The sequence below is a fragment of the Pseudonocardia sp. KRD291 genome (genome assembly GCF_019263595.1).
Classification (GTDB): domain Bacteria; phylum Actinomycetota; class Actinomycetes; order Mycobacteriales; family Pseudonocardiaceae; genus Pseudonocardia.
This window is the reverse complement of sequence record NZ_JADQDD010000002.1, coordinates 37,318-50,523: the sequence shown is the minus strand read 5'-3', so window position 1 is coordinate 50,523 and position 13,206 is coordinate 37,318. Positions and strand designations below refer to the sequence as shown.

Sequence of the window (13,206 nt, the reverse complement as noted above, 5' to 3'; positions counted from 1 at the left end):
CCAGTGGGCGAGGACCAGTTCGGGGCCCTTGGCGAAGGAGCGGATGTACTCCGCTGCCCAGTCCATGTTCATGATGATTTCCCTTGATCGGTGTGGATGGTGGCGGTCAGTTGCGCGGATCGGAGTCCGGCAGCTGGCCCGCCGTGATCCCGCCGTCGACGACGAGATCGGTTCCGGTGACCCAGGCGGCGGCGTCGGAGGCGAGGTATAGGTAGGCCTCAGCGACGTCGCCGGGTGAGCCGAAGCGGCGCAGGGCCGACTGGTTGGCCATTGAGTCGTGGAACGCCTGCGGGTCGTCCTGGTGGTCGATGAACTCCTGGAAGCCGGGAGTCAGGATGTAGCCGGGGGACACGCAGTTGACCCGGATGCCCACCTTGCCGCCCTCGATGGCCATCACGCGGGTCGCGGTGGCGATTGCGGCCTTGGATGCGCCGTAGGCGGCGAGGCCGAACATCGCCATCCGACCGGTGATCGACGACGCGTTGAGGATCGCGCCGCCGCCCGCGTCGGTGAACACCGGCCACACCGCGCGGGACATCACGAACACCGATCGCAGGTTCAGCGTGAGCATGTGGTCCCACTCGGGGACCGTCATGTCGGCGACGAACCGTGGGTCACCGTGGCCGGCGTTGTTCACCACGACGTCGAGCCGGCCCCAGGTCTTCAGAACCGTGTCGATGGCGGCGGCGACGGCGTTCTCGTCGGTGACGTCGACGGTCAGGGCTATGGCCTCGCCGCCGTCGGCCTCGATGACCTCGGCGATGTGATTCCCGGCAGTCTCCTCGAGCTCGAAGAGCGCGACGCGGGCGCCCTCGCCGGCGAACCGGCGTGCGGTCTCCCAGCCGATCCCGGCTCCGGCTCCGGTCACGATCACGACCTTCCCGGTGAACCGGGAAGCCGTGCGGACCAGGGGTGACTCTGACATGCTGACCAGCTCCTTCGCTGTGTGTGGGGTCAGGTCGGCAGGCCGCGAACGGGATCAGTCCCGTCCCAGCCGACCGCGGTCGCGGCGACGTGGGCGTACAGCTCGACGATCGCGTCGTCGTCGCGAAGCACTTCGGTCATGCACCCGAGTTCCCCGGCGCGTGTCGGCGTAGATGACCGAGGTCTGGCCGAACGTCAGCGACATGGCAATCCCGATCCCGCGCTCCTCGCAGAAGCGGCGGGCGGCGTCGACGTCCGGCACGAGCACGGCGACGTGATGGAAGCCCCCGACGCCGTCGGGGAAGGCGTCGCGGTAGACGCTCGGACCGTCGCAGAGTTGCTGGATGAGCTCGACGTGGGTCCCGCCGACCTGCGCCAGCGCTGCATCGCGGCCTCGATTTCGTCGACGACGAAACAGCACTGCACGACGTTCCCGGCACCGGGATAGATCATTCGGACCAGCTCCTTCGACGTTCCGACCGATCGCTCGCTCGGTACCCTTGCAATCGACATTCTGATGTGTCAAGTTGTGTCTTGTCGCCACCGCGGTCGCGCTTCACGCGGAGTAGCGGTCTGTCGGCGACATGCGTCCTCGCCAGGTTCAACTCGATCTTGAAGTGAAGGGGCACGACGTCGTGAACCGTTATCTGCGCGCATTCCGTGACTGTCTTCAGGTGATTTCTGACGCGCGTGAAGGTGAGAGAGACGCGCACCGCCAGGCGATTCTCGACAATTTCTTGCGGCATGCCGGTCTGGAGTTCTCCGGGCAGGACAAGAAGATCCTGACCCCGGAGATGACAGTCGAGGAGCCGATCTACCACGTGAAGTGGGGTCCGTCGCTGGCCGCCTACGAGGGCATGGACGCGGTCCAGGGCTACTACGACGCGGTGAACGAGGTCGTGTCGACTTTTCAGGACCACATCTGCTGGGTGAACGACTGGGGCGTCGCGTCGTACTCGACGTTCGTGCGGTTCACCACCGGCAGGGTTCTTGCTGCGGAGGGTGCCGACCTCGCCGCGGACGATCAGATGTACGCGCAGTTGCTGCCGATGGCGATGTTCTGGCGCTACGACGAGCGGGCCCGGCTGATCGGCGAGGACGTCTACATGTTGACCGCCCCGAGCTACGAGCGAATCCCGGACGGGGAGATGTTCGAGGTGGCCGAGCTGCACGCGGTCGCCCGCTCGTTCCTGAAGGACTGACGATCGTGCGGCGGGCCGGCCACGGCTCCGCCGGGAGGAGTTGCGCACGTGCCGCCATCCGTCGCCGAAGAGCACGAACCCGACCCGGGAGGTGTCGCCGCTCACCTGGAGCGACTGATCCGGGAGCGGGTTCCCGGGGTCGAGGACCTACGGCTGACCGGGCTGGTCCGCATCTCGGGCGGGCTCTCCCGGGAGAACTGGGTCCTGAACGCCGCATGGCGGGACACCGCGGGGGAGCACGACTTGCCGTTGATCGTGCGCCGCGACCCCGCAGGCAGCCTGTTGGACACCGAGCGTCGCGAGGAGTTCGCGGTGCTCCAGGCCCTGGAGCCGACGCCGGTCGCTGCCCCGCGGGCGCTGTGGCTGGACGAGGACGGGGCAGTGTTCGGCAGCCCGTCGCTGGTGATGGAGCGGGTCGAGGGTGTCTGCGACTGGTTCGTGCTGAACTCGGACCGTTCCGAGCCGGTCAGGTCGGGCCTCGCCCGGGCCTTCCTGGAGCAGCTGGTGTGGATCCAGCACGTGGACTGGCGCGCCCACCGGCTCGATGGTGCGCTCAAGGATCCCGGTGCCGACGCAGCGGTCGCCGCGTTGGACCGGTGGGAGGGCGAGCTGCGCCGGGTTGCCCTCGAACCGGTGCCCGAGCTCGAGCTCGTGCTGCGCTGGCTGCGCGAGCGGGCACGCCGCTCGACCCGAACGGTGCTCGTGCACGGTGACTTCAAGCCGGGTAACGCACTCGTCGTCGGCGATCGGATCAGCGCGGTGCTGGACTGGGAGACCGCGCACCTCGGGGACCCGCTGGAGGACCTGGGCTGGATCACCAACCCGGTCCGGGCGAAGGAGCACCAGATCCGTGGGCTCTGGGAGCGGGAGCAGATCGTCGCGGCCTACACGGCCGCGACCGGCCACGCGGTGGACGACGCCGAGCTCACCTGGTGGAACGTGTTCTCCTGCTGGAAGCTCGCCGTGATCGTGCTGACCGGCCAGCACGAGTTCGTCGCCGGCCGGTTCGACCGGGTGCACCACAGCCCGACCTGGCTCATACGGGCGATGCTGCGGATGATCGAGGAGGGGCCACGATGAGGCCTACCGTCGCCGAGCAGCTGGCGGGCACCTGCCTCGCGCTCGAGCGGGTGGTGTCGCCCGAGATCGAGGGCACCCCCGCCGCCGAGGTGCTGCGCGGGCTGGTGAAGAACCTGCGGATGCTGGAGACGAGCTGGGCCGCGATCCTGCCGTTCCTGCACTGGGACGTCGCTGAGACCGCCACCCTGCTCGGCCGCGCCCGCGAGGCGGCCCCCGCGCCCCTCGGCGCACGGATCGCGGAGGCGCTCGACGAGGCGCCGGTCGATCCGCTGGACGTCGTCGCGGTCGACGTCAGAAGCGACGGGCTGCGGGCGCTGCTCTCCGAGGTCGTCGTCGCGATCGACCCGACGAGCCCGGAACACGGGGCGATCGCTGCGCACTTCGACGAGCGCGCGCGCCGCTACCCGATGCGGATGGTGCCAGACGTACCGAAGGCAGGAGGGTGACGTGCTGACCAGCCTCGACGACAGCCTCTGGCACCAGCTGCCGACCACCTTCGACCACGTCGGCACCAGCGACCCGCGGTTCTTCGACCGCTACTGGTTCGCCTGCTACGCGCCCTACGGTGACACGGCGATCCAGGTCACCATGGGCGCCTACCGCAACATGAACGTGCTCGACGGCGGCGTCATCGTCGTGCACCGGGGGCGGCAGTACAACGTCCGCGTGTCGCGTTCGCTGGGCCATGAGGTCGACCCGGTCTGTGGGCCGCTGACCGTGCGACCCACCGTGCCGCTGCAGGAGTTCCGGCTCACGATCGCCCCCGGCGAGCACGGCGTGTCCGGGGAACTGATCTGGACCGGCGTGCTGCCGCCCGCCGAGGAGCGGCCGCACTTCGCGCGTACCCGCGGCCGGGTCACCGAGAACTACCGCCGGTTCGATCAGATCGGCACCGTCCGTGGACGGCTGGAAGTGGGCGGCGAGACGGTCGAGGTCGCAGACTGGTGGGCCTGTCGCGACCATTCGTGGGGAGTGCGCCCGCGGATGGGGGTCCGGGAGCCGGTGACCGGGCCGAAACCGGACCTGGCGCAGAAGGGGTTCGCCATGGCGTTCCTGTTCTTCGCCACCGACGCGGTCGCCGGGCACGTCCTGTTCGACCGGCGCGGCGACGATCCCGGCTACGTCACCGGCGACCTCGCGTGGCGGGACGGCAGCAGATTGGTGCAGGAGGTTTCCGGTACCGACCTGGACGTCTCACTGCACCCGGACACCCGGCGGTTCACCGACTGCGCGCTCGGCGCCACCCTGTCCGACGGCGAGGAGGTGACGTTCCGCTGCACGGCGCTGGGCTCCTCGATCGCGATGCAGGGCCTCGGCTACTCCGGCGGCTGGTCGGACCGCGGTGGCCTCGGCGTGTGGCGCGACGCGCGTCTCGAGCACGACGTCTGGGACGTCTCCCATCCCTCGACGATTCGCTACCCGGACGGCACCGAGAACGAGCACTGGCACCGGATCCAGCCGGTCGCCGTCGAGCTGGTAGGGGCCGGTCCGGTGAGCCGCGGGCAGGGAAGCATGACGCTGATCCTGAGTGGCCGGCTGCCGTGGCTGGGCCTGTCGTGAGCGCCGGCGAAGAGCTCCCGCTCGCCGGCATCAAGGTCCTGGAGCTGGCCCAGATGGTCGCCGGTCCGTCGGCCGGTCTGCTACTGGCCGACTACGGCGCGGACGTGGTCAAGGTCGAGCCTCCGCAGGGTGATGGCGGCAGGCTGCTGCGCTCGCTCGCGGCGGCGAGGCTGCCGGACTCACCGGTCTTCGTGGGCTACAACCGCGACAAGCGGCTGATCCGATTGGACCTGCGTAGCCCGGAGGGCCGCGAGCGGGTGCTGCGCCTGATCGACGAAGCAGACGTGGTGATCGAGGCTGCCCGGCCGGGTGTGATGGAACGTCTGGGCCTGGGTGCGGACGAGCTGCTCGACCGCAACCCGCGGCTGGTCTACGCGTCGGTGTCCGGCTTCGGGCGCGGACCGATCGGGCGGACCAAGGGCGGCGTAGACATCGTGGTGCAGGCCGAAAGCGGGATCATCTCGACCACGGGCTACCCGGACCGCCCCGGAACCAAGATCGGCTTCACCGCCGTGGACGCGGCGTGCGGGCACGCGCTGTGCCATGGCGTGCTGGCCGCATTGTTCCGCCGGGAGCGAACCGGACGTGGGGATGTCGTGCGGCTGAGCCTGTACGACGTTGCCCTGCACCTGCAGACCGGCCCGCTGACCGAATTTCTCATGACCGGTGTGCAGTCACCGCGGGCCGGCAACAGCGCCCCCCTCACCGCGCCCGCCGACCTCCTGCGATGCGCGGACGGCGCCATCATCGTCAGCGCCTACCTCGACTCGCACTGGCGCGCGTTCACCGCCGCGATCGGAGCTCCCGAGCTGCTCGACGACCCGCGGTTCACCGATGGTGTCGACCGGGCCCGGCACCGTGGCGAGCTGGTCGAGCTGATCGAGAAGAGACTCGCCGGCGGCAGCGTCGCGGAGTGGGTCGCCCGTCTGCTGGAGGTCGGCGTCCTCGTCGCCGAGGTCAAGGACTACGCCGCTGTCGTCGCGGATCCGCTGGCCGCCGAGAGCGGGCTGCTCCGAGAGGTCGGCGAGGAGCGCGGTGTGGCGAGCCCGGTGCGGTTGGAGCGCACCGTCGAACGCCCGCTGCGACCCCGTCGGGAGCTGGACGCCGTGGAGTTTCGAGGATGACCGACGCACTCGACCTCGCCGCGACGCTCGACGGCGGTCAGCGGAGCGCCGAGGTGCCGGTGAGCGAGTACGCGATCCGCACCTGGTGCGCGGCTCTCGATGAGACGAACCCGCTGTACCTCGACGAGGCGGCGGCGCGCCGAGCCGGATACCCGACGGTCCTCGCGCCGCCCGCGATGCTGCAGACCTGGACCATGCCGGTCACCGACCGGGCCGCGCACCCCACGCTGCACGCCCGGGTGCGCGGGCTCGCCCGCGAGGCAGGACTGACCGCGGTCGTTGCCACCGACTACGAGCAGGAGTATCTGCGCCCCATCCATCCCGGTGTGCTGCTCACAGAACGGTCCCGGGTGGAGGCGGTGTCCGCACTCAAGGACACCGCGCTCGGCCGCGGGCGCTTCGTCACGATCGGCTTCACGATCGCCGACGACGAGGGCCCCGTCGGCCGGCTGCGCGCCCGCACCTTCTACTTCGATCCGGCGCCGGGGGAGCGAGGCAGACGGCCAGCCAGCGTCAATGAGGGGCCTCAGAACCTGGAGCCGTTGGCCGTCCCCCTGAGCCGCACTCTGATTGTGACCGCGTCGTTGGCGTCGAACGACCACGAGGCGGTACACCACGACCATCAGGTCGCCACAGCGCAAGGGCTTCCGGACATCATCGCGAGCATCGTCACCACGGCGGGCCTGGTGCTCCGGTTCACCGGTGCAACATCGGGCCGGGCCTGGTGCCGCTCGCTGCAGCTGCGGCTGGCGCGCCCGGCCGTCCCCGGAGACGTGCTGACCCTGCGGGGGCACACGGACGGCCGGACCTACAGCGTGTGCGGCGACCACGCCCGGGGCGGCCACGTGTACGCCGAAGTCGGGTACGCCGCGGCCTGAGCCCGGCAAGGAAAGTGGTGTGATGACCAGCGTGGACCACGAGCAGCTAGACGTCGAGATCGTTGACTGGCGGCGCTACACGCACGACCGCACACTGCCGGACGTCCTCGACGCGGCACTCGACGTCTTCGTCAAGTTCGGCTACCACGGCACCACCGTGCGGGCCATCGCGATGAAGGCGGGCCTGTCGGTCCCCGGCCTCTACCACCACCACTCCAGCAAGCAAGAGATGCTCGCGACCCTGCTACGGATATCGAACGAGGACGTCATGGCCCGTAGCCGGGCCGCGCTCGCCGCAGCAGAGGATGCGCCCCGCGACCGGTTCATCGCGCTCGTCGAGAACATCGTGCTGTATATGTCGCACCGGCGCCGGCTCGCCAGAGCGGCCCGCGAGATCCATGCGCTGGAGGAGCCATACCGGAGCAGGCACGTCGCCCTTCGAGACGAACTTCAACGCATGGTGCTCACCGAGGTCGAGGCCGCCCGCGCCACCGGCGAGTTCCGCACAACCGACCCCAACGAGGCCACTCGCGCCGTGCTCGTGCTCTGCCAGGGCGTGGCCGAGTGGTACACCCCGGGCGGGCCCAAAAGGCCCGAGGAGATCGCCGCCCAGTACATCGGCTTCGCCCTCGCCCTCGTCGGCGGATCCATGGCCGATCCCACGTGACCGTTTCGCGGCCATAGGCCCACCCGGTCTGCAGGTCCGCCAGGCGGCCGGGGCAGGGTGCGCGGCCTCGGGCGAACTCGTGGGCTCACAGGTCTTCGAGATCCCCTGTGTGGACGACGGTCCGCCGCACGGCTTCCGACCGGGCCGAGGTGGCGAACGTGACGAACGCTCCGGGCTCTCCCCTTTCCACGCATTCCGATCGTGACCCTTGACACCGCCGTGTCCATACATACTATGTCCCTAGATTCTACGTCGGGGCTGCTCGCTCCGGCACAACGACGGAGGCGGCCCATGAAGGCGATCCAGCTCCTGGGGCCCACGAAGCTCGAGCTCACCGAGGTCGACACACCGGTGGTCGGCGAGCACGAGGTCCTGCTGCGGGTGCTCGCCGCGGGCGTGTGCCAGACCGACGTGCACATGCGCCGGACCACGGAGGCATGGATCCCTGCCGGCACGATCCTGGGACACGAAACGGCGGGCGAGATCGTCGAGGTCGGCGCAGGGGTTCGCGGCTGGGAAGCCGGAACCTCCGCGGCGGTCTATCCGGTGTGGTCCTGCGGGACGTGCTCGGCGTGTACCGCCGGCCGGCAGAACGCGTGCCGTCGCACCGGCAACCGGATGTTCCCGGCGGCGACGCCGGGTGTCAGCGTGAACGGCGGCATGGCGGAGTACATGGTCGTCCCGGCGGCGGCTCTCGTCGGGATCGCCGACCTCGACCCGGCCGTCGCCGCGACCCTCACCGACGCCGCGCTGACGCCGTACCACTCGGTGCGCGAGACCGCGCACCTGCTCACCCCGGGCTCGATCGCCGTCGTGATCGGCGCCGGTGGCCTCGGCCGGATGGCGATCCAGATCCTGCGGGCGATCACCGCCGCCCGGATCGTCGTGCTGGACGTTCGCGACGACGCACTGGACGCCGTCCGCAGCGAGGTCGACGCCGCCCTGCACTCCGCTGACCCGACGGTCGCGGAGCAGGTGCTCTCTAGAACCGGCGGCTACGGCGCGGAAGTGGTGCTGGACCTGGTGGGGACCGACTCCACGCTGGCGCTGGCCACCGGGATCGTCGCTCCGTACGGCGCCGTGCGGGCGATCGGGCTCACGGAGGGGCACTTCACGTTCGAGACCAGCCAGGGCGCCATGTCGCTGCCCTGGGGGGCCTCGCTGACCCGTCCCTACAGCGGGACGAAGGCGGATCTGGTCGAGGTGGTCGCCCTCGCGGCATCCGGTCACCTGAGGCCGCAGGTCCAGACCTTCCCGCTGGACCAGGGCCTGCTGGCGCTGGACGAGCTGGAGGCCGGCCGGCTCACCGGCCGCGGTGTGCTGCTCCCCGAGCAGAACTGACGTGCACCCCCCGTGCTGGATACCCCGGGACGGCAATGACGCCATCCGGAAGGAAGGGGAACGACCGTGACCACCGAACAGCAGGCCGCCGGGCCCGGAGTGCCCGTCGCCCCAGCAGCGCCGGGGCAGGGGTTGTCCCTGCGCAAGATCGCGGCCGCGTCGTGCGTGGGCAACCTGATCGAGATCTACGACTTCATCCTGTACTCGTTCGTCGCGGCCCTGGTCTTCGGGCCGCTGTTCTTCCCCGGGGCCGCGCCGTGGGCGGGCACCCTGTTCGCGATCTCGAGCCAGGCCGTGGCGTTCGTGGTCCGGCCGGTGGGGGCGATCCTGTTCGGGCGGATCGGCGACCGGGTGGGCCGGCGGCGCGGGCTGATCCTCACGCTGGGGCTGATGGGCGTCGCGACCGTGCTGCTCGGCCTGCTGCCGACCTACGCCACGATCGGGGCGGCGGCCCCGATCCTGCTGGTGACGCTCCGGGTGCTGCAGGGGCTTGCCTACGGCGGCGAGTGGGGCGGCGCGATCCTCATCGCGGTCGAGCACGCGCCGGAGAAGAGGAAGACGTTCTACGGCGCGATCCCGCAGGTGGGTGCGACGCTCGGCGTCGGTCTGGCCGCCGGATCGCTGTTGCTGATCGGCACCGCGGTGAGCCCGGAGACGTTCCAGGCCTGGGGCTGGCGGATCCCGTTCCTGGCCGGCGCGGTCCTGATCGCGGTCGGGATCGTCATCCGCACGCGGATCGAGGAGACCCCCGAGTTCAAGGCCGCGATCGCGCGCGCGGAGTCGGAGAAGGTGCCCCGTGCCGGCTTCGGGGTCACCCTCCGGGAGGGCTGGAAGGCCATCGTGGCCATGATTCTCTGTTGGCAGGCTGCGGCGATCGCCGTGCTCACCTTCGCGACGGGTCTGCTCGCGTTCGTGCCGCGCCACGTCGAGGGGCTGACGGCCATCGATGTCGAGATCGGCATGGTGATCGCGACGGTGGTCGTGGTGCCGGTGACCCTCGGGTCCGCGTACCTGGGCAGACGGATCGGCAAGGAGCGGGTGCTGCTGCTCTGCGGGATCTTCACGGCGGTGTGGGCGTTCCCCGGTTACTGGCTCGTCTCCGAAGGCTCGCCGGCGCTGCTGTGGCTCGGCATGACCGTGGGCCTGGTGAACTACGGGATGACCAACGGCGTGATCGGCGCGACGATGGCCGAGGCGTTCCCGGTCCGCTTGCGCTACTTCGGGCTGTCGTTCTCCTTCGCGATCGCCAGCGTGATCGGCGGGGCGCTCCTGCCGATCCCCGCGCTGGCCTGGGCCGAGGAGCTCGGCGGGTCCACGATGCCGCTCGCCCTGATCTTCCTGCTCGGTGGTCTGTGCACCGTGGCCGGCGCGTTGTGGACGATGCGGCTGCCGAAGTTCCGGGGCTCGGCCGACTCGTTCGCACAGGCCTCGGTCCACGACTGAAGCCCTGCGTGCCTGCGGGCCGTCCGCCCTCGCGGCGGACGGCCCGTCGTCGTCGTGGGGTCGTCTCTCGCATAATCTATGTATATAATAATCCTGAGTTGAGGAGGCGTGATGGACGAGGCAGTAGTGGTCGACGCGGTCCGGTCGCCGATGGGCAAGGGCAAGCCCGGCGGCGCACTGTCCGGCCTGCATGCGGTGGAACTGCTCGCGCAGACGATCTCGGGTCTGCTGGCGCGCACCGGGATCGACCCTGCCCGGGTCGACGACGTGGTGACCGGATGCGTGAGCCAGGCCGGCGAGCAGTCCGGCAACGTGGGCCGCATGGCGTGGCTCGCCGCCGGCCTGCCCGAGCACGTCCCGGCCGTGACCGTCGAGCGCAAGTGCGGGTCGAGTCAGCAGGCGGTGCACTTCGCCGCGGCCGGGATCATGAGCGGTCAGTACGACGTCGTGGTGGTGGCCGGCGTCGAGTCGATGAGCCGGGTCCCGATGGGCAGCAACCGGCTCGGCGCCGACGTGTACGGGCCGTCGGTCACTGCGCGCTACGCCCCGGGCCTGGTGTCCCAAGGCGTCGCCGCCGAGCTCGTGGCCGCGCGCTGGAAGCTCTCCCGCGAGCAGCTCGACGACTACGCGGCCCGCTCGCACCGGTTGGCCGGCGAGGCCGCGGACTCCGGCGGCTTCGACCGCGAGATCGTGCCGATCACGCTGGGGGACGGCACGGTCGTGGCGCGCGACGAGAGTATCCGTCGCGGGACCACCGCCGAGAAGCTCGCCGGGCTGACGCCGGCCTTCGCCGACGACGACGCGGCACGGCGGTTCCCCGAGATCGGGTGGTCGGTCACGGCCGGCAACTCGTCACAGATCACCGACGGCGCGAGCGCGATCCTGCTGACGAGCGAGCGCGCCGCGACCGAGCTCGGCCTGAGCCCGCGCGCCCGGTTCCGCGGGTTCGCGGTCTGCGGGGACGACCCGATCGCGATGCTCACCGCGCCGATCCCGGCCACCCGCCGGGTACTCGACCGGGCAGGGCTGGCGCTCGCCGACGTGGACCACTACGAGGTCAACGAGGCGTTCGCCTCGGTGCCCCTGGCCTGGCAGGCCGAGTTCGACGCGGATCCGGCCCGGCTCAACCCGCGCGGCGGTGCGATCGCCCTGGGACACCCGCTGGGCGCCTCCGGTGCGCGGCTGGCCACCACCATGCTCGGCGCGCTCGAGGCCACCGGCGGGCGGATCGGGCTACAGGCCATGTGCGAGGCCGGCGGCATGGCGAACGCCCTGCTGCTCGAGCGCATCTGACCAGCGAGACCACCGAGCGTGCCGGAAAGACCCGGCGCGCGGCGACAGTCGGAGGAATGACGTGGACATCTCAGGCATCTCCGCGGTCGTGACCGGGGGCGCATCCGGCCTCGGGCTCGCGACGGCGCACCGCCTGGTCAAGGCCGGCGCGCGGGTCGTGCTCCTGGACCTGGAGTCGTCCCGCGGCGCCGAGGCCGCCGCCGAGCTCGGCGGGAGCGCGCGGTTCGTCCCGGGCGACGTGACGACGGAGGACGGCGTGACCCCCGCGCTGGATGCGGCGCAGGAGTACGGCCCGCTGCGCGCGGTCGTGCACTGCGCCGGGCGCGGCCACGCGATGCGCATCCTGGGCAAGGACGGTAGCCCTGGCTCGCTCGAGGACTACGCGGCGATCATCAACCTGAACCTGATCGGCTCGTTCAACGTGGTCCGCCTCGCCGCGGCGCGGATCGCCCGTACCGAGCCGGTCGACGGGGAGCGTGGCGCCATCGTTCTGACGTCCTCGGTCGCGGCCTGGGAGGGCCAGATCGGGCAGATCCCCTACGCCTCGTCCAAGGCGGGTGTGGTCGGGATGACGCTGGTCGCCGCCCGCGACCTCGCCAGCAAGCAGATCCGGGTGGCCACCATCGCGCCGGGCATCTTCGACACACCACTGCTGGGCCGCCTGCCGCAGGAGGTCCGGGACTCGCTCGGGAAGATGGTGCCGCATCCCAGCCGGCTCGGCGCCCCCGACGAGTTCGGCGCGCTGGCGATGCACGTGCTGGAGAACCCCATGATCAACGGCGAGACCATCCGGCTCGACGGCGGCGTCCGGATGGCGCCGCGATGACCGAGCAGCTCGTCGCGCACACAGCAGACGACGCCCGGTCCGTTCCGCTGCTCGTCGAGCACGTCGAGGGCATCGCCGTGTTCACCCTCAACCGGCCGCGGCGGCGCAACGCGATCGATCTCGATACCGCCTGCCTGCTCAGCGCCGCGCTCGACGAGCTCGACGCCATCGACGAGCTGCGGGTCGGCATCCTCACCGGGACACCGGAGATGTTCTCGGCCGGAATGGACCTCAAGGCGTACGCCGAAACCGGCGAGCGGCCCGTGGACGAGCACCGCGGCGGGTTCGGGCTCGTGGCGAGACCGCCCCGGAAGCCACTCATCGCCGCGGTGGAGGGCCCGGCGCTCGGCGGGGGGTTCGAGATCGCGCTGGCCTGCGACCTGATCGTGGCCGGGGAGAGCGCGACCTTCGGCCTCCCCGAGGTCACCCGCGGGTTGGTCGCCTCGGGTGGCGGGATGCTGCGCCTGCCCCGGCGGATCCCGCGCAACCTGGCGACCGAAGCCGTGCTGACGGGCCGCCCGCTCACCGCGCCCCGGTGCGCGCAGCTGGGACTGGTCAACGCGGTGGTACCGGACGGGGGCGCGCTGGCGGCGGCCCGGTCCCTGGCCGAGGAGATCGCCCGGAACGCGCCGCTGGCCGTGCGCGCGTCCAAGAAGGTGATGGTCGAGTCCGCGCTCTGGCACGAGGACGAGCAGTTCGCCCGCCAGGAGGTCGTGATCGACCCGGTGCGCAGCTCAGAGGACGCCCGCGAAGGTGCCCGGGCGTTCGCGGAGAAGCGTGCGCCGCACTGGCGCGGGCGCTGACCCGGTCCCGCGCCGGACACGACGACGCCGGCGGGCCGTGACGGGCCGCCGGCGTCTGTCGTTCC

The 13,206-nt window shown here is 71.0% G+C and carries 13 protein-coding genes and 1 pseudogene; 12 read left to right on the top strand and 2 right to left on the bottom strand.

Annotated elements, in window-relative coordinates; all coding sequences use genetic code 11:
• Nucleotides 1-106 precede the first annotated feature (106 nt).
• A complete protein-coding gene (locus I4I78_RS00925; protein ID WP_218609216.1) occupies nt 107-925 on the bottom strand; it encodes an SDR family NAD(P)-dependent oxidoreductase in 819 nt (272 codons plus the stop codon).
• Between the two features lie 264 nt (nt 926-1,189).
• Nucleotides 1,190-1,345 (bottom strand): annotated as a pseudogene (locus tag I4I78_RS34090) (hypothetical protein); the annotation flags it as partial.
• Between the two features lie 316 nt (nt 1,346-1,661).
• On the opposite strand from I4I78_RS34090, the gene I4I78_RS00915 reads away from it, so the two are divergent.
• From I4I78_RS00915 to I4I78_RS00860, 12 genes are all read left to right on the top strand, one after another.
• A complete protein-coding gene (locus I4I78_RS00915; RefSeq protein WP_218609214.1) occupies nt 1,662-2,126 on the top strand; it encodes a hypothetical protein in 465 nt (154 codons plus the stop codon).
• Between the two features lie 48 nt (nt 2,127-2,174).
• A complete protein-coding gene (locus I4I78_RS00910; protein WP_218609213.1) occupies nt 2,175-3,206 on the top strand; it encodes a phosphotransferase family protein in 1,032 nt (343 codons plus the stop codon).
• The gene (locus I4I78_RS00905) at nt 3,203-3,652 is read left to right on the top strand and encodes a hypothetical protein (RefSeq protein ID WP_218609212.1); all 450 of its coding nucleotides are present in this window, start codon (nt 3,203-3,205) and stop codon (nt 3,650-3,652) included. Before I4I78_RS00910 ends, I4I78_RS00905 begins: the two co-directional genes overlap by 4 nt.
• A gap of 1 nt (nt 3,653) precedes the next feature.
• Entirely contained in the window at nt 3,654-4,766 is a 1,113-nt protein-coding gene (locus I4I78_RS00900) for a hypothetical protein (protein ID WP_218609211.1), read from the top strand.
• Nucleotides 4,763-5,890 carry a CaiB/BaiF CoA-transferase family protein gene (locus I4I78_RS00895; protein WP_218609210.1) on the top strand — a complete coding sequence of 376 codons (1,128 nt, stop codon included), beginning with the start codon at nt 4,763-4,765 and terminating at the stop codon, nt 5,888-5,890. The genes I4I78_RS00900 and I4I78_RS00895 overlap by 4 nt, the downstream gene beginning before the upstream one ends.
• Nucleotides 5,887-6,768 carry a MaoC family dehydratase N-terminal domain-containing protein gene (locus tag I4I78_RS00890; RefSeq protein WP_218609209.1) on the top strand — a complete coding sequence of 294 codons (882 nt, stop codon included), beginning with the start codon at nt 5,887-5,889 and terminating at the stop codon, nt 6,766-6,768. Before I4I78_RS00895 ends, I4I78_RS00890 begins: the two co-directional genes overlap by 4 nt.
• 22 nt (nt 6,769-6,790) lie before the next feature.
• Entirely contained in the window at nt 6,791-7,435 is a 645-nt protein-coding gene (locus I4I78_RS00885; protein ID WP_218609208.1) for a TetR/AcrR family transcriptional regulator, read from the top strand.
• Between the two features lie 291 nt (nt 7,436-7,726).
• The gene (locus I4I78_RS00880; RefSeq protein ID WP_218609207.1) at nt 7,727-8,776 is read left to right on the top strand and encodes an alcohol dehydrogenase catalytic domain-containing protein; all 1,050 of its coding nucleotides are present in this window, start codon (nt 7,727-7,729) and stop codon (nt 8,774-8,776) included.
• A 66-nt stretch (nt 8,777-8,842) separates the two neighbouring features.
• Entirely contained in the window at nt 8,843-10,219 is a 1,377-nt protein-coding gene (locus I4I78_RS00875) for an MFS transporter (RefSeq protein ID WP_218609206.1), read from the top strand.
• Between the two features lie 111 nt (nt 10,220-10,330).
• The gene (locus I4I78_RS00870; protein ID WP_218609205.1) at nt 10,331-11,512 is read left to right on the top strand and encodes a thiolase family protein; all 1,182 of its coding nucleotides are present in this window, start codon (nt 10,331-10,333) and stop codon (nt 11,510-11,512) included.
• Between the two features lie 61 nt (nt 11,513-11,573).
• Nucleotides 11,574-12,338 carry an SDR family NAD(P)-dependent oxidoreductase gene (locus I4I78_RS00865; protein WP_218609204.1) on the top strand — a complete coding sequence of 255 codons (765 nt, stop codon included), beginning with the start codon at nt 11,574-11,576 and terminating at the stop codon, nt 12,336-12,338.
• Nucleotides 12,335-13,141 carry a crotonase/enoyl-CoA hydratase family protein gene (locus I4I78_RS00860; RefSeq protein ID WP_218609203.1) on the top strand — a complete coding sequence of 269 codons (807 nt, stop codon included), beginning with the start codon at nt 12,335-12,337 and terminating at the stop codon, nt 13,139-13,141. Before I4I78_RS00865 ends, I4I78_RS00860 begins: the two co-directional genes overlap by 4 nt.
• Nucleotides 13,142-13,206 lie beyond the last annotated feature (65 nt).